We start from the raw sequence: 14,656 nt of genomic DNA on the forward strand, positions 1-14,656 counted from the left end.
CACCCCCCGATCTGGCTGACCCAGAACACGGAACCGGGCGATCTTCGTTTTGGCCAAGCCTATGGCAGAATCGTGTGGGCCTATGCTAGGTTTAGCGGTATGGCTCATCCGAACCCCAATATCAGCGAAGAGCGGCCCGTTATCCGGCAGTTGGATGAGGGCGCGATCAATCGCATTGCCGCCGGTGAGGTGGTCGAACGCCCAGCCTCTGCAGTCAAGGAACTGGTCGAGAATGCCATTGATGCCGGGGCGCATCGGATCGCGGTCGACATTGCCGATGGCGGTAAGACCCTGATCCGGGTGACTGACGATGGGTGTGGCATCACGCCCGAGGATCTGCCGCTGGCGCTGTCGCGGCACGCCACCTCCAAGATCGATGGCAGCGATCTGCTGAAGATCCATACATTCGGGTTCCGGGGCGAGGCCCTGCCATCGCTCGGCGCCGTGGGTCGCCTGTCGCTGACCAGCCGCGCAGCCGGGCATGAGGCAGCGGTGATCGCTGTTTCGGGCGGCCGGACTGAGGCGATCAAACCTGCCGCGTTGCGCAACGGTACCGTGGCCGAATTGCGCGATCTGTTTTTTGCCACGCCCGCGCGGCTGAAATTCATGCGTTCCGACCGGGCCGAGACGCAGGCGATTAGCGACACGGTCAAACGACTGGCCATGGCCGAACCCGGCCTGGGTTTCACCCTGCGCGATGTCTCGGGCGGGGGCGAGGGGCGGGTTACCTTCCGGGCGGATCGCGAGAATGGCGATCTGTTTGATGCGCTGCATGCGCGGCTGGCCCGCATTCTGGGCCGCGAATTTGCCGAGAATGCGCTCAAGATTGATGCCAGTCGCGACGGGATACGGCTGTTCGGCTATGCCGCCCTGCCGACCTATTCGCGTGGCGCAGCGGTGGCGCAGTATCTTTTCGTCAATGGCCGCCCGGTGCGGGACAAGATGCTGACCGGGGCGCTGCGCGCGGCCTATTTCGATTTCCTCAGCCGCGACCGGCATCCGGCGGCGGCGTTGTTCATTGATTGTGATCCGACGCTGGTGGACGTGAACGTGCATCCCGCCAAATCCGAGGTGCGCTTTCGTGATCCGGGCATTGCGCGCGGGTTGATCGTCTCGGCCTTGCGGACAGCATTGGCGGAGGCTGGTCATCGCGCCTCTACTACCGTGGCTGGGGCCACATTAGGGGCAATGCGACCAGAGGCAGCGGGGCAGGCGCGGATCTATCAGATGGACCGTCCCTCTTCTGCCGCGCGCAGTGCGGCGTATGACGCGCAGGCTCCGGGCTTTGCCGATCTGTCGTCAGCCTTTAGCGGGCAGATTACCGAGCCTACCGCTGTCGCCTCTCCAATGCCGGAACAAGCTGAACCGGTGGAAGAGTATCTGCCCCTGGGCGCGGCGCGCGGGCAGGTGCATGAGAACTACATCATCGCCCAGACCCAGGACGGCATCGTCATCGTCGACCAGCACGCCGCGCATGAGCGGCTGGTTTATGAGAAACTCAAACACCAGATGGCCGAGACCGGCGTGGCCGCGCAGGCCCTGCTGATCCCTGAAATCGTCGAACTCAGCGCGGCAGACTGCGCCCGCTTGCTGGAGGTTCGCGAAGATCTGGCGGCGATGGGACTAACGATCGAGCCCTTTGGTGGCTCGGCGGTGGCGGTGCGCGAAGCCCCTGCCATACTGGGCGAAGTCAATGCCGGGGCGATGCTGCGCGACATTCTCGACGAGTTGGCCGATCAGGGCGAAAGCCAGATGGTGCAGGCCAGGATCGAGGCGATCCTGAGCCGGGTGGCCTGCCATGGTTCGATCCGCTCAGGTCGCCGGATGCGCGGCGAAGAAATGAACGCGCTCCTGCGCGAGATGGAGGCGACCCCCCATTCCGGCCAGTGCAATCATGGCCGCCCGACCTATGTCGAACTCAAACTGGCCGATATCGAACGGCTGTTCGGACGCACATGATCGAGATCAACGGCATTCAATATTCTCTGGACGACCCGGCTGTGCTGGCCGCGGGAGGAGGGGCAGCGCTGGCCCTGCTCATGATCGTGCTGCTGTTTTTGGCGCTGCGCGCCGCCAACCGCTCGGCCCGGATGGCGGTTCCCTTGTCGCAGCAGATGGCAGTGCTGAGTCAGCACGTGCAGCAATTGGGTCAGGGTCAGGAGCAGCTACGTGGTGGGCTCAGCCATGTCTCGGATGCGCAGGCCAATGCGCAGGTGCAGGTCATCCAGACGGTCGAGGCGCGGCTGTCGGATGTGCAGCAACACATGAATGACCGGCTGGCCGATAACGCCATGCGCGCGCAGCGGGCCCTGACCGAGATGCAGGAGCGGATGAAGGAAACCCTGCACGGCTCGTCGAAACAGACCGCGACCTCGCTCACGCAATTGCAGGAGCGGCTGGCCACAATCGACAAGGCGCAGGATAATATCACCAAGCTTTCGGGCGATGTGCTGAGCCTGCAGGACATCTTGTCGAACAAGCAGACGCGCGGGGCGTTCGGGGAAATCCAGCTCAATGATATCGTGTGCAAGGCGCTGCCTGCGGACAGCTATGCGCTGCAACACACGCTATCGAACGGCAAGCGCGCCGATTGCCTGATCCGCCTGCCGAACCCCCCGGGACCGATCGTGATCGACAGCAAATTCCCGTTGGAAGCCTATGAGGCGCTGCGCGCGGCGGAAACCCAGGCGCAATTGCAGGAAGCGGCACGGATGATGAAGACGGCGCTGCGGGCCCATATCAAGGCGATTTCCGAGAAATACATCATCGACGGGGAAACCGCCGATGGGGCGCTGATGTTCCTACCATCGGAGGCGGTTTATGCCGAGTTGCACGCCAATTTCCCGGATGTGGTGCGCGAAGGATTCGACAAACGGGTCTGGATCGTCTCACCCACCACCTGCATGGCGACGCTGAACACGATGCGCGCGATCCTCAAGGACGCCCGGATGCGCGAACAGGCAGGTGCGATCCGCAAGGAACTGGGTCTGCTGCACAAGGATGTGGAGCGGCTGGGCGACCGGGTTGGCAATCTGGACCGGCATTTCGGGCAGGCGGCCAAGGATATCTCGGAAATCAAGATCAGCGCCGAAAAAGCGGGTCGTAGGGCGCAGCGGCTGGACAATTTCGATTTCGAAGAAATCGCCGCTGAGGAGACGTCTAATGTCGTCCCTTTGAGCCAGCCTGACGCTTAGAGGGCTTTGCCGGGGATGATCGACCATGTGAATATTCCGGTCCGACACCTGGCGCGTGCCCGCGCCTTCTATGAGCCAGTGTTGGACGCATTTGGGTATCGTTTCCTGCTACAGGAAGGGCCGGTCATCGGATTTGGTGATACGAATTGGGTCTTTGGCCTCGCCGAAACCGAAGCAGAGTTCGTTCCATTGCATCTGGCATTTTCTGCCCGGTCAAAGGATCAGGTCCACGATTTCCACCGCGCAGCCCTCGCCAATGGCGGGACATGCAACGGTGCGCCGGGCCCACGTAAGCTCTACGGGCCCGACTATTATGCAGGCTATGTCATCGATCCGGACGGCCACAATATAGAGGCGGTGAAGCGCGGCTAAAGGTCGAGAGCCTTCTTCGCCGCTTCAGTGACATGTGCCATCGCCTTGAGATAGGGCGCCGGGCCATGGCTGATCCGGGCGACGCCGAGCTTTGCCAGCGTGGCGTGGTCCGGGGCTTGGCCTGTTTGCATGATGTTGACGGGCAGTGGGGATGCGGTGCAGATTTCCCCGATCAGCTCGGGCGTGACAAGACCGGGCAGGAACAGCCCGCTTGCACCGGCCGCTGCATAGGCCCGCGCCCGTGTCAGGGCCTCTTCCATCAGCGCGGAATGATCGCCAGAAGTGCTATCTTGGAAGAACACGTCGCTGCGCGCGTTGATGAAGAATGGGAGATCCGCATGATCTGCCACGCGCCGGAGGGTGGCAATCCGCGCTACCTGCGCCTCGACCGATCTCAGCGCGTCGCCACCAATGATCCGGTCTTCGAAATTCACGCCAACTACGCCGCTCTCGATCACCTGTCCGGCATTCTGGGACAGGATCTCAGGATCGTCGGCATATCCGGCTTCAAAATCGAAACTGACGGGCAGGTCGACCGACGTAGCGATCCGACCGGCAATCTGAAGGGCGAAGGCGAGCGGAATGTCCTCGCCATCTCTATAGCCTTGCGCCTCCGCCAGCGACCAACTGCCCGTCGCGATTGCATCAGCACCTGCTTTGGCCACGGCCTTGGCGCTGCCCGCATCCCAGGCGTTGTAGAGGATCAGCGGTGTTCCGGGCTGGTGCAGCGCGGCGAAGGCGCGAGCTTTGTCTGCTTGTGTCATACGTGTTCCTTTTGCTGTGGCGCATAATGCCGTTCGATCTCGATAAGCTTCTGTTTCCGCCACAGCCCGCCGCCATAGCCGGTCAGCGAACCATCCGCGCCAAGCACCCGGTGACAGGGGATTACGATAGCGATCTGGTTGGCCCCGTTCGCGCGCGCGACGGCGCGAACCGCATAGGGCCGCCCCAGGCGGCGGGCAATCTCGGAATAGGAATGGGTGGTTCCTGCGGGAAGTTCCTGCAAAACCTTCCAGACCTTTTGGGTGAAAGGTGAACCATGTAGCGCCAGTGGCAGATCGAATCGCGCGGTGCGGCCTTCGAAATAGTTGCTCAGTTGTGCCTGCGCCTGGTCTATCGGGCCAAACCTACCCAGCCCCAGCGATCCTTTGCAGCTTTTGTACAGACGCTTCAACTCGGTTGGCAGCGCCTTGCGGTCGGTAAATTCGAGCAGATGCAGGTGGCTTTTGTCGCTGACAGCGATCATCGCGCCCAAAGGCGTATCGATCCAGTCGGCGCGCAGCAACGCATCGCGGCGAAACGCGCCGGGCGGCAGGCCGAGATGGTTTGCAACCGCGGTGCGAAAGGCGGCGGGCGAGGAGAACCCCGCGTCGATTTGTGCGTCAATCACGCGACCGCCTTCGGCAAGCGTTGTCAGCCCGGCCTGCAGCCGCATTTGTCTGGCCAGATCAAGGAAGGTCTGACCGAACTGACGCTTGAAAGCTCGGCGGACGGTGGAGGGATCATGTCCCATCGCCACCAGGTCCTCCTCGCGCCAGCGTCGCGCCGGATTGGCCTCCAATGCGGCGAGAAGCGGCTTAATCAGCGGCTCCGTCTCTGCCGAGGGGTTCATCGGGTGGCAGCGTTTGCAGGGGCGGTATCCGTCGGAGAGACAGTCTGCAACCGAGGTAAAGAAATGACAATGGGCCCGTTTCGGTTTACGCGCGGGGCAGGTCAGGCGGCAGAAGATACCGGTCGAACTGACGCCAACATAGGCCCGGCCATCCCAGCTCGGGTCGCGGGTCAGGAGGGCGGCGTAAAGTGTGTCGTCATCGGGAAGCTCATACTGCATGCGCATAGAGTAAACAAAAACCGACGAGCTTTGCCGCCGGTTTTCGGGCATGTATTCAACTTTTCATGATCGCTTCATATCCGCAGGAACGGCTGCACCAGCTTTGGAATCAGGCTGTTGAATTTCAATGGCGCGTCAGTTACCGCGAGGCAGATGCAGTCGGCTGAGATATCGGCGACAGGCATATGCTCAAGGTCCTCATCCGCGATCTCAATATCGCCACGGGCAAACCGGTCGATCTCGTCCGAAAACGCACCCTGCAAGACCATGGTCAGTTCCATGCCCTTATGCCCGTGATCGGGCATGGCCGCTCCGGCGGGGATGAACAGCAAACGGGCAGAGGCTCCGGCGGAGGTCGGCAGGATCGCCTGTTTCACACCCATCCCCACGGGTTTCCATTTGATGTCCGAAACGCCGCCGCCGACATAATCGCGCAGCGGGGCAGGAAGCACGTCACAGGATGGCGACGCAGGCAGGTCAGGCGCTGCGCCACCAGCAATTAGGGCCAATGTCGCGTCAAGCGCGTCATCGGCCAGATCAACCATGTCTGGCGCGTCCTGCAGCATGCAACCCCCTAGCGCGTCATAGCTTTCGGCTTGCGCGCGGCAGGTGTCGCAGAGCGACAGGTGAGTGGCGACCATGAGGTTGAAAGCTTCGGGCAATGTGCCCGCGGAATAAGCCATCAGCAGTTCGTCGGTCAGATGATGTTTGATCTCGTTGCTCATCTTCGTTCACTTCATCGCATGGCGCAGTCGGTCCAGCGCCAATCTAATCCGAGACTTGATCGTGCCTAGCGGCAACCCGGTCTGGGCGGCTATTTCGCGATGGCTAAGATCGCCGAAATAGGCCTTTTCGATCAACTCCCGCTGCGCCTCCGGCAAGGCTTTCAGAGCCTCGCGCAGATGCGCGGTTTCCTGTTGCAGGGAGACGATATCGGCCTGGTCCGGCTCGGCCTCGGGGCCCCAGGTAAGTTCCTCAGGCTCGGGCCTGCGTTCCTTGCGCAGCAGATCGATCCGGCGGTTCCGCGCAATCGTGTAGACCCAAGTGGCCACCGACGCGCGGGACGGATCGAACAGATGCGCCTTGTGCCACAGGGTGGCCATCACCTCCTGGGTGCATTCCTCGGCCTGGCTCGGGGTCGAGCCGGACTTGATGAGGAACGCTTTTACCCGAGGGGCGAAGTGCCGAAACAGCTCGGCAAAGGCGGTCTTGTCCTGCGCGCTTCGTATGCGCAGCACATGGGCCACCCACTCCCCTTGTGGTTTGCAACCATCGTCTTCCCTGTTCACCGCTGCATTTCCCTTGCGGACAGTCGTTTTCCTTTTCCGCATGACCTGCTGGGCGGCCTCAGCCGCGCCACAGGTTTCAACGGGTTCCACTTCGGCGAACATAAACAGGTTACGCGCGTGACCCCAAGCCGGATCACATGCGGGGATAAAAAAGATTTTCTTTTCATCCGAAGCCGTTGATCAATCGTAATGCAGTTAAGGAACGGAATAGTGTCGGAGAAACACGAAATATGCCATTTGAACACTCTGCGGGCGCGCCCCGAAAGATTGCCGTCATCGGCGGCGGTATCTCGGGGATGGGCGCGGCCAACCTCTTGGCCGATACCCATAACGTCACGCTGTATGAGGCCGAGGGACGATTAGGCGGTCATGCCCGCACTGTCATTGCGGGAAAAAACGGAGATCAGCCGGTCGATACCGGCTTTATCGTATTCAATCGCGCGACCTATCCACGGCTGATTGGTCTTTTTGACAAGCTGGATGTGCCGGTTGCCGAGAGCAATATGAGCTTTGGCGTCTCGGCGCGGGGTGGCGCGGTGGAATATGCGCTGCATGGGGCGGATGCGATGTTTGCCCAGCGGCGTAACATGGCGCGGCCCAGCTTTCTGCGGATGGTGCGTGATCTGTTCCATTTCAACGCCAATGCCGCGCGCTATGCGCATGACCGCGACATTACCGTTGGGGAACTGTTGCAACGCCTGGGCACCGGGTCTTGGTTCCGCAAATACTATCTGGAGCCTTTTTCGGGCGCGATCTGGTCAACGCCAAAAGACAAGATTCTGGATTTCCCGGCCTGGGCGATGATCCGGTTCTTCGAAAACCACGCGTTGTTGAACTATGACGGGCAGCATCAGTGGTACACGGTGCGCGGTGGCTCGGTCGAATATGTTCGTCGCCTGCAACTTGCCATGCAGCGCAAGGGCGTGTCGTTGCGTCTGGGCGCGCCCATTGACGGGGTACGCCGCACCTCGCTTGGGCCGCTGGTCAAGACGAGCGGGGCCGAGTGGGAGCTTTATGACGAGGTGGTGTTTGCCACCCATTCCGATGATACGCTGGCGCTGCTTACGGATGCGACGCCAAGTGAGCAGGCGGCCCTGTCTGCGATCCGCTATCAGCCCAACCATGCGGTGCTGCATGCCGATACTGCGCTGATGCCGCGTCGGCAGAAATGCTGGGCCAGTTGGAACCATACCGAGGATGCGCAGCCGCAATCAGACCGGATCGACCTGACCTATTGGATGAACTCGCTGCAGCCGATCCCCAAGGAGGACCCTCTCTTTGTGACGTTGAATTCGCGCCGCCGCATCCGCGAAGAGCTGATCTACGAGGCGGCGACCTTCCGCCACCCGGTCTTTGATGCTGGCGCTCTGGCAGCGCAGGAAAAGATTGCCGGTTTCAACGGGACGGCGGCCACCTGGTTCTGCGGCGCCTGGATGCGCAATGGGTTCCACGAGGACGGGTTGGCCAGTGCGGCCAGCGTTGTGGAAGGCATCAACCGTGTTGCGATGACACCAATGGCGGCGGAATGATCAGGGCGGTGCAACATATCCCGGCCCATACCTTTCATGGGCGAAAGGGCGCGGTGCAAAACGGGTTCCGCTATTCTCTGGACTATGTCCTGCTCGACCCCGAGAACGACCAGCCCGAGCCGTTGCTGTTCTCGCGCAAGCGCCCCAGCCTGATGGGTTTTCGTACGCGTGATCATGGTGGCACGCCCAAGCAGGGCGAGGGTGCCAGATGGCTGCGCCGGGTGTTCGAGCAATATCAATTGCCGCAACCTCAACGTATCGCGCTGCTGACCCAGCCGAGGATCATGGGTTATGTGTTCAACCCGGTCAGTTTCTGGCTGTGCTATGATGAGGCGGATGACCTGACCGTGGTCGTGGCCGAGGTGACCAATACCTTCGGCACCCGCCATAGCTACATCTGCCACAAGCCAGACCTCACGCCGATCGAACCGAGCGACCGTCTGACCGCGACCAAGCTGCTGCATGTCTCACCCTTTCAGCCGCGCGAGGGCGGCTACACGTTCCGCTTCGACATCAGCGATGCGCGGATTGGCGTCTGGATCGACTATGGGCGAGAAAATGGCGGGCTGATCGCGACGCTGACCGGCAAGTGCCAACCTCTGACCAACCGCGCGATCCTTTGGTCGGCCCTGCGCCGCCCGTTCGGCGCGCGGCGGGTGATGGCTCTGATTCATTGGCAGGCGATCAAGCTGTGGGTCAAACGCGCGACCTTCCGGCGCGAGCCAGAGCCAATTCAGCCGAATGTGAGCCGGGGATGAGCATGGCGCGCACGGATATCCAGGTGTCAGAGCGGCTCGGGGCCTACGCGCTCTTCGCCGCGCTGCTGTCGGCGGCGGGGTTGCCGCTCTATATCCATGCACCGAAGTTCTTTGTCGACAGCTATGGCGTGAGCCTGACCGCGCTGGGCGCGGTCCTGTTCGGGCTACGCCTGCTGGACGTGGTGCAGGACCCCGCGCTGGGCTGGCTGGCCGAACGGTTGCGCCATCACCGTCAGGCGGCGGTTTCTGTGGCGGTCACTTCGCTGGCGGGCGCAATGGTCGGTCTTTTTGCGATCACACCGCCAGTGGCGCCACTCTTGTGGTTCGCGCTGATGCTGACGATCGTGTTTTCTGCCTTCAGCTTTCTGACGATATGTTTCTACGCCCAGGGCGTCAGTAAGGCAGACCATATGGACGGGATGGGCCATATCCGCCTGGCGCGCTGGCGCGAGACCGGGGCGCTGCTGGGTGTCTGTGTGGCCGCCATCGCGCCAGTTGGGCTTGCGGCTTTGACTGATCAGCCTTTTGCCGGGTTTGCGCTGGGCTTCGCGCTGCTGGCCTGCCTTGCAGGGTGGGCGATGCGCGCTGAATGGGTTGCGGGCCCGCTGCGCAAATCCACCGGTTTTGCCCCGGTGCTGCGCGACCGCGTCGCGCGGCGATTGCTGGTGATCGCTTTCCTGAACGCGGCCCCGGTGGCGGTCTCCTCGACACTGTTTCTGTTCTTCGTCGAAAGCCGTCTGGCCGCGCCGGGTGCCGAAGGCCCTTTGCTGTTGCTGTTCTTCCTCTGTGCCGCCTGCGCCGCTCCGATCTGGGGCAAGGCAGCAGAGGTCTGGAGCGCGAAACGCGCGTTGATTGCGGGGATGTGCCTGTCGATCCTGTCATTCTGCTTTGCCATCACTTTAGGGGCCGGGGATGTGACCGCTTTTGCGATGATCTGTGTCTTCTCGGGTGCGGCCCTTGGCGCGGACCTGACGCTGTTGCCCGCGCTTTTTGCCACCCGGATGGCAAAGATCTCGCCCACCGCCGCCGAAGGGTTTGGCCTGTGGGCATTTGTGTCGAAATTCTCGCTGGCCATTGCAGCCGTCGCGCTGCTGCCTGCGCTCGAATACGTCGGGTACCGCTCGGGCGTGGAAAACACAGACGAGGCGTTGCGCCTGCTGTCGATTTTCTACGCCGGGCTGCCCTGCGTCCTCAAACTGGCTGCGCTGGCTTTGCTGGCGGCCACCGATCTGAAAGGAAACTGATGATGGAGGCGATCCTCTATATGGCGCTGGGCGGCGCGATTGTGCTGGCGCTCGGCTTTGCGAAACGACGATTCATGTCCTTCCTGTCGCAAAACCCCGGTGACTATGTCGCACGAGGCCCCGATTTCGATCTGCGCACGCATCTCAACGGTCCCATTCAGTGCGAAGGCGTGATCTATGGGCCAACGGGCCGGGTGACCTCGCGCTTTGTTGGTGATTTTGATGCCAGCTGGCAGGGCAATCGCGGCGTTATGCGGGAACACTTTCGCTATGACAGCGGCAACACGCAGGACCGGGAATGGTCTCTGGAACTGGACGCTGAAGGCCGGATTCGCGCTACCGCACCAGACGTGATCGGTGTGGGCGAGGGGCGGCAGAGCGGCTCGGCTGTGCAATTGCGCTATCGCATCCAATTGCCGGAAAGCGCCGGGTCGCATGTGCTGGATGTTGTGGACTGGATGTATCTGGCCCCGAACGGCACCATCGTGAACCGCTCGCAATTCCGCAAATTTGGCATTCAGGTGGCCGAACTGGTCGCCACGATGCGCCCTCTTGAGGCCCAGATAGAGGAGCGCGACGCCGCGTGAGGGAGTGGGCCGGAAAACGCTACTGGGTGGTGGGTGCCAGCGAAGGGCTGGGCGCGGCGCTGGCCGAGATCATGAGCCGCAGCGGCGCGCATCTGATCCTGTCGGCGCGCTCAACCGACCGGCTTGAGGCGTTGGCCACGGACCTGCCCGGTCCAACCGAAGTGGTGCCAGTGGATGTCTCGGACGATGACAGCCTGCGCAAAGCCGCTGCACAGGTCGGCGAGATCGATGGCATGGTGTTTCTGGCCGGTGTCTACTGGCCGATGGCGGCGCAGGAGTGGGACTATCTTCAGGCCAATGCTATGGCAGATATCAACTTCACCGGGTTGATGCGCGTGCTCGGTTTGACCCTGCCGCCGATGGTGGCGCGGGATGCGGGCCATATCGTGGTGACCGGCTCGCTATCGGGCTATCGTGGCTTGCCGGGCGCAGTGGGCTATGCTGCATCAAAGGCCGGGACAATGGTGCTGACCGAGGGGCTCTATGCCGACCTGCGCAAGACCGGCATTGATGTGCAACTTGCCAATCCTGGCTTTATCCGCACCCGTCTGACCGAAAAGAACAACTTTGCGATGCCTGCGATCATGGAGCCTGAGCGCGCCGCACAGATCATGTTCGATCACATGAACACCGATCATTTCCAGCGCGCCTTTCCGGTTCCCTTCGCCTGGTTGTTCCGGCTGGGACAATTGCTGCCCGACTGGCTCTATTTCCGCCTATTTGCGTAAGATCAAAGACCGCGCGGCGCGTCCCTGATTGGAATCGATCAGATCACGCGGACAGGAGAGCGATGCAGATGTTGGAGATTTCAGCGCGCAAGGTGGCGCAGGTAGCAATGATGGCGCGCGAGTTGGGGCGTGCAGAGGGTGAAATGCGAGCCTTCATTGACCGGATGGGCGAAGATGAGCAGGCCGAACTGGTCGCGATCATGTGGATCGGGCGCGACAGCTTCGACGTCGAGGAACTGGGCGAAGCGATCCGGACCGCCAAGGCCGAGGCCTCGACTCCTTGCGCCGACTACCTGATCGGAACACCGCACCTGTCGGATCATTTGGAGAATGGGTTGGATGCGCTGGGCATCTCTGCCGAAGACGTTGAAAACGATCTGATGTGAGGACGGGCTGATGTGAGGGCGGGGGGCGCTAGAGCGCGTCCAGATGGTGCCGGAACGTCTGTTCCGCCCGCCCCCAAACACCCTTGTTGATATCGCCAAGCGTCAGCAGCGAGGGAAGCAGTTGTGCTGCGTAATCCTGCGAACTTTCAACCGGCAGCATCGAGGGCAGGTTGTCGATCGCCATGACGTCCAGCGCCGGATCATCGGCGACCCGCAGCACTGGCTGCTCCCAACTGGTTGCGCGGTCATAGACCGGCACCGGGTTATAGTCGCTGTCGGGGTCGCAGGCGATATCGCCGATTGCAGTCAGGCGACGCGGGGTGTCTAGCGCCGCTTTTGGGACAAAGACGGGCGTGCCGGGTCGGGCGAAGATGCAGTTCAGGAACAGATCATGTTCGAGGATTTCGGGAAACGGGCCGCCGCTGGCGGTCTCTGCCATATCCCATCGTGTGACCTGCACCCCCATCGCCTCGCACAGATCGGCAGCCCCGCTGCCGACCCGGCCAAGCGCGCCGATCACAATGGCCGAGGGGCGCGGCTTTCCGCTCGCCTCCAGCTCGGAGGATAACGCTGTGCTCAGCGCATCCTTGCTATGATAGGTGCCGACCGGACCGCAAATCGCGCCGTTCTTTTGTGCGGCCCATGCCTTGAGCGTGACCGCCGCCCCGGCATATCCGGCCCAGTAGCCAAAGGCGGCAACACGCCGGCCATCCTCATCCACCAGATATTCCAGATCATAGAGCGTGCCACCACCTGCCTTGAAGCGTTGCAGCAGAGCGCGGCCCGAACCTTGCCCCTTGAAGGCGTGACCAAACATGATGTGGCGATGGGGCAGAGATGTGCCATCTTCGGGCAATTCCTTGAGCCCGAAGATGATCGCGTCCCGTGGTGCCTGTGGCCAGCTATGAGCCGCGGCGATGGCGCAGCCCGCCTGCCGGTAGCCGTCAATGGGGATCGCGCGCGTGTCGCTGACCTCGATGGTGACCTCGACCCCGGTTGCGATCAGTGCCGCCGCTCCATCGGGGGTCAGCCCCACACGTTCCTCATTTGCGCGCTGTTCGGCGCGGACCCAAAGATGTGTCATTGGTCAGAGCATTCCGGCAGCGATTACAGCCTGCACCGAGGGGCGCGCAGCCATGGCATCGCGGAAGGCAGTGATCTTGGGATAAGCGGACGGATCAACGCCGTCCCCCTCTAGCCAGCTACACACCACGTAGAGGTAACAATCGGCAAGACTGACCTGTTCGCCCAGCACGAAAGGCCCGCGCATCCCGTTGGCCTCGATATAGGCGCAGCAGTCGTTCATGGTCTCGGGGACCTTAGCCTTCATGTCCTCCCAACTGCTTTCCTGATCAGCCCAGCGATGACCGCGCAGCCGGTGGGCGTGATTCACATGCATGGTCGAAGCCAGGTAATACATCACCTCGCGCATCCGGGCCGCCAGCACCAGGTCGCCGGGCACTAGCCCCGCCTGTGGCGCCAGCGCAGCGACATAATCCAGCAGCGCGCCGGTTTCGGTCAGGATGCCACCCTCGACCGCCAGCGCCGGTACCCGGCCTTTGGGGTTGATCTGCTGATAGGCGGTCCCGGTTTGCTCGCCCGCCGCGAAATCCAGCTTGATCGCCTCATAGGGCAGCCCGGCTTCTTCCAGTGCGATGGCCACAGCCACCGAGATGGTGCGCGGCGCGTAGTAGAGTTGCATGTCAGCGACCTCCTCAGAGATGGGTCTGCGCGAATTGCCGATCCGGTGCTTCCAGATGCGGAATGGCGTTGAACAGAACCGGGCTCAAATCCGACCCGATCGTGTGCAGACGATGCAGCGAGGTGTTCATGATGGCAAGAGCCACCCGCGCCATCGATCGCGTATCCAGCCCCAGCACCTGCCGCATCGCCATCGAAATCAGACCTCCGGAGGTCACCACAATGGCGGGGCCGCTGCCCTGGTTGATCTCGGTCAGCACGCTGCGCACCCGCGTGTCGAATTCGGTAAAGGTTTCGGGCGGATTGTCGATTTCGTCGTTTTCCCAGGCGGAGAAAGTCAGTGGCAGGTGATCGACGAAACCTTCGCGATCTTTCGGGACCTCCACGCCTTTCTGATCTTCCAGCAGATTTGCAAGGGTGAAGTACTCGATCTCGTTCAAGCGTGCATCCCGAACAGGGTCGGCAAAACCCATGCTGGCGGCGGTTTCGATATGGCGGATCAGCGTGCCGCAATAGACCCTGGTGTGGTGGCTGCCCGTATCGCGCAGATGCGCGCCCAGCCAACTGGCTTGCTGATGGCCCAAGGGGCTGAGCTTGTCATAGCTGACTTCATCGCGGGCGGCTGTATTGGCCTGACCGTGACGAACGAGGGTGATATGTGACATTGGCACTGCTCTCCGGTTTGGTCCGTCTTAGGCCAGCCGGGCGATTTGCACCATATGTGATCTGTGCCCGATGTTCATTGCATCGAACATAAAAGGGGCAAGCCAGTTCAACCCATTCCTGCTGTGCGGAGAAGTGAGAGGTTGGACATCGACCCAAGCGGGGCTCGTTGTGGCTGCTTCCTTCCGGACCTGACCAGGTTGGCGAGGCGCTCGCCCGCGCCAACCTCTCAGGCGTCGATATAGGCGCGATCCGCAGGGTTGGCAAGCCCGTGTCGCGGCCGCGCAGGGCCGGTTTTTCGGGGTCGTTGTGACAAACCCGTTGCTCTTAGCGGGCAGAAGTGGCAGCCCTGTCGCCGATCTCGATTGGGAAGA

The 14,656-nt window shown here is 62.0% G+C and carries 16 protein-coding genes and 1 other RNA gene; 9 read left to right on the forward strand and 8 right to left on the reverse strand.

Features of this window, described 5'->3' with window-relative positions:
• Positions 1 to 99 precede the first annotated feature (99 nt).
• From mutL to Q5Y75_RS20445, 3 genes are read left to right on the forward strand one after another with little or no spacing between them, the layout of a single operon-like run.
• Positions 100 to 1,959: a DNA mismatch repair endonuclease MutL gene (mutL, locus tag Q5Y75_RS20435; protein ID WP_306201155.1), complete on the forward strand. Its 1,860-nt coding sequence runs from the start codon at positions 100 to 102 to the stop codon at positions 1,957 to 1,959.
• Positions 1,956 to 3,194: a DNA recombination protein RmuC gene (locus Q5Y75_RS20440; RefSeq protein WP_306201043.1), complete on the forward strand. Its 1,239-nt coding sequence runs from the start codon at positions 1,956 to 1,958 to the stop codon at positions 3,192 to 3,194. The genes mutL and Q5Y75_RS20440 overlap by 4 nt, the downstream gene beginning before the upstream one ends.
• Before the next feature lie 15 nt (positions 3,195 to 3,209).
• The gene (locus tag Q5Y75_RS20445; protein ID WP_306201045.1) at positions 3,210 to 3,566 is read left to right on the forward strand and encodes a VOC family protein; all 357 of its coding nucleotides are present in this window, start codon (positions 3,210 to 3,212) and stop codon (positions 3,564 to 3,566) included.
• Here the strand turns inward: Q5Y75_RS20445 and Q5Y75_RS20450 are convergent.
• The 4 genes from Q5Y75_RS20450 to Q5Y75_RS20465 form a co-directional block, all read right to left on the reverse strand.
• On the reverse strand, positions 3,563 to 4,330 hold the full coding sequence (locus Q5Y75_RS20450; protein WP_306201046.1) for an isocitrate lyase/PEP mutase family protein: 768 nt from the start codon (positions 4,328 to 4,330) through the stop codon (positions 3,563 to 3,565). The two genes, Q5Y75_RS20445 and Q5Y75_RS20450, sit on opposite strands and share 4 nt — an antisense overlap.
• The gene (locus tag Q5Y75_RS20455; protein WP_306201157.1) at positions 4,327 to 5,397 is read right to left on the reverse strand and encodes a bifunctional transcriptional activator/DNA repair enzyme AdaA; all 1,071 of its coding nucleotides are present in this window, start codon (positions 5,395 to 5,397) and stop codon (positions 4,327 to 4,329) included. The genes Q5Y75_RS20450 and Q5Y75_RS20455 overlap by 4 nt, the downstream gene beginning before the upstream one ends.
• 74 nt (positions 5,398 to 5,471) lie before the next feature.
• Positions 5,472 to 6,122 (reverse strand): ChrR family anti-sigma-E factor, encoded by a 651-nt coding sequence (locus Q5Y75_RS20460; RefSeq protein ID WP_306201048.1) that lies wholly within the window; start codon positions 6,120 to 6,122, stop codon positions 5,472 to 5,474.
• Between the two features lie 6 nt (positions 6,123 to 6,128).
• Entirely contained in the window at positions 6,129 to 6,788 is a 660-nt protein-coding gene (locus Q5Y75_RS20465) for a sigma-70 family RNA polymerase sigma factor (RefSeq protein WP_371933294.1), read from the reverse strand.
• 128 nt (positions 6,789 to 6,916) lie between these two features.
• Here Q5Y75_RS20465 and Q5Y75_RS20470 point away from each other — a divergent pair, with 128 nt between their 5' ends.
• The 6 genes from Q5Y75_RS20470 (at position 6,917) to Q5Y75_RS20495 (ending at position 11,918) form a co-directional block, all read left to right on the forward strand.
• Complete coding sequence (locus Q5Y75_RS20470; RefSeq protein WP_306201052.1) at positions 6,917 to 8,215, forward strand: NAD(P)/FAD-dependent oxidoreductase; 1,299 nt, start codon at positions 6,917 to 6,919, stop codon at positions 8,213 to 8,215.
• A complete protein-coding gene (locus tag Q5Y75_RS20475; protein WP_306201054.1) occupies positions 8,212 to 8,973 on the forward strand; it encodes a DUF1365 domain-containing protein in 762 nt (253 codons plus the stop codon). Before Q5Y75_RS20470 ends, Q5Y75_RS20475 begins: the two co-directional genes overlap by 4 nt.
• A 2-nt stretch (positions 8,974 to 8,975) precedes the next feature.
• The gene (locus Q5Y75_RS20480) at positions 8,976 to 10,217 is read left to right on the forward strand and encodes an MFS transporter (RefSeq protein WP_371933295.1); all 1,242 of its coding nucleotides are present in this window, start codon (positions 8,976 to 8,978) and stop codon (positions 10,215 to 10,217) included.
• Between the two features lie 2 nt (positions 10,218 to 10,219).
• Positions 10,220 to 10,804, forward strand: a complete 585-nt coding sequence (locus Q5Y75_RS20485; RefSeq protein WP_306201159.1) for a DUF3833 domain-containing protein — start codon at positions 10,220 to 10,222, stop codon at positions 10,802 to 10,804.
• Complete coding sequence (locus tag Q5Y75_RS20490) at positions 10,801 to 11,532, forward strand: SDR family NAD(P)-dependent oxidoreductase (RefSeq protein ID WP_306201058.1); 732 nt, start codon at positions 10,801 to 10,803, stop codon at positions 11,530 to 11,532. The genes Q5Y75_RS20485 and Q5Y75_RS20490 overlap by 4 nt, the downstream gene beginning before the upstream one ends.
• Before the next feature lie 68 nt (positions 11,533 to 11,600).
• Positions 11,601 to 11,918 carry a DUF3775 domain-containing protein gene (locus Q5Y75_RS20495; RefSeq protein WP_306201059.1) on the forward strand — a complete coding sequence of 106 codons (318 nt, stop codon included), beginning with the start codon at positions 11,601 to 11,603 and terminating at the stop codon, positions 11,916 to 11,918.
• A gap of 28 nt (positions 11,919 to 11,946) precedes the next feature.
• Here the strand turns inward: Q5Y75_RS20495 and Q5Y75_RS20500 are convergent, their stop codons facing one another.
• The 4 genes from Q5Y75_RS20500 to ffs all read right to left on the reverse strand — a co-directional run bounded on the left by Q5Y75_RS20500 (position 11,947) and on the right by ffs (position 14,514).
• Positions 11,947 to 13,002, reverse strand: a complete 1,056-nt coding sequence (locus Q5Y75_RS20500; protein WP_306201061.1) for a saccharopine dehydrogenase — start codon at positions 13,000 to 13,002, stop codon at positions 11,947 to 11,949.
• 3 nt (positions 13,003 to 13,005) lie between these two features.
• Positions 13,006 to 13,620, reverse strand: a complete 615-nt coding sequence (locus Q5Y75_RS20505) for a glutathione S-transferase family protein (protein ID WP_306201062.1) — start codon at positions 13,618 to 13,620, stop codon at positions 13,006 to 13,008.
• A 13-nt stretch (positions 13,621 to 13,633) separates the two neighbouring features.
• Entirely contained in the window at positions 13,634 to 14,284 is a 651-nt protein-coding gene (locus Q5Y75_RS20510) for a histidine phosphatase family protein (protein WP_306201064.1), read from the reverse strand.
• A 131-nt stretch (positions 14,285 to 14,415) separates the two neighbouring features.
• An RNA gene (ffs, locus tag Q5Y75_RS20515) (signal recognition particle sRNA small type) lies at positions 14,416 to 14,514 on the reverse strand.
• Positions 14,515 to 14,656: the final 142 nt, after the last annotated feature.

This window comes from Ruegeria discodermiae, assembly GCF_030758345.1.
GTDB lineage: Bacteria > Pseudomonadota > Alphaproteobacteria > Rhodobacterales > Rhodobacteraceae > Ruegeria_C.

What these genes read in the sequence shown, in the direction of transcription:
- mutL (WP_306201155.1), top strand. Translation starts at nt 100, where the DNA reads ATGGCTCATCCGAACCCCAATATCAGCGAAGAGCGGCCCGTTATCCGG.
- Q5Y75_RS20440 (WP_306201043.1), top strand. Translation starts at nt 1,956, where the DNA reads ATGATCGAGATCAACGGCATTCAATATTCTCTGGACGACCCGGCTGTG.
- Q5Y75_RS20445 (WP_306201045.1), top strand. Translation starts at nt 3,210, where the DNA reads ATGATCGACCATGTGAATATTCCGGTCCGACACCTGGCGCGTGCCCGC.
- Q5Y75_RS20450 (WP_306201046.1), bottom strand. Translation starts at nt 4,330, where the DNA reads ATGACACAAGCAGACAAAGCTCGCGCCTTCGCCGCGCTGCACCAGCCC.
- Q5Y75_RS20455 (WP_306201157.1), bottom strand. Translation starts at nt 5,397, where the DNA reads ATGCAGTATGAGCTTCCCGATGACGACACACTTTACGCCGCCCTCCTG.
- Q5Y75_RS20460 (WP_306201048.1), bottom strand. Translation starts at nt 6,122, where the DNA reads ATGAGCAACGAGATCAAACATCATCTGACCGACGAACTGCTGATGGCT.
- Q5Y75_RS20465 (WP_371933294.1), bottom strand. Translation starts at nt 6,788, where the DNA reads ATGTTCGCCGAAGTGGAACCCGTTGAAACCTGTGGCGCGGCTGAGGCC.
- Q5Y75_RS20470 (WP_306201052.1), top strand. Translation starts at nt 6,917, where the DNA reads ATGCCATTTGAACACTCTGCGGGCGCGCCCCGAAAGATTGCCGTCATC.
- Q5Y75_RS20475 (WP_306201054.1), top strand. Translation starts at nt 8,212, where the DNA reads ATGATCAGGGCGGTGCAACATATCCCGGCCCATACCTTTCATGGGCGA.
- Q5Y75_RS20480 (WP_371933295.1), top strand. Translation starts at nt 8,976, where the DNA reads ATGGCGCGCACGGATATCCAGGTGTCAGAGCGGCTCGGGGCCTACGCG.
- Q5Y75_RS20485 (WP_306201159.1), top strand. Translation starts at nt 10,220, where the DNA reads ATGGAGGCGATCCTCTATATGGCGCTGGGCGGCGCGATTGTGCTGGCG.
- Q5Y75_RS20495 (WP_306201059.1), top strand. Translation starts at nt 11,601, where the DNA reads ATGTTGGAGATTTCAGCGCGCAAGGTGGCGCAGGTAGCAATGATGGCG.
- Q5Y75_RS20500 (WP_306201061.1), bottom strand. Translation starts at nt 13,002, where the DNA reads ATGACACATCTTTGGGTCCGCGCCGAACAGCGCGCAAATGAGGAACGT.
- Q5Y75_RS20505 (WP_306201062.1), bottom strand. Translation starts at nt 13,620, where the DNA reads ATGCAACTCTACTACGCGCCGCGCACCATCTCGGTGGCTGTGGCCATC.
- Q5Y75_RS20510 (WP_306201064.1), bottom strand. Translation starts at nt 14,284, where the DNA reads ATGTCACATATCACCCTCGTTCGTCACGGTCAGGCCAATACAGCCGCC.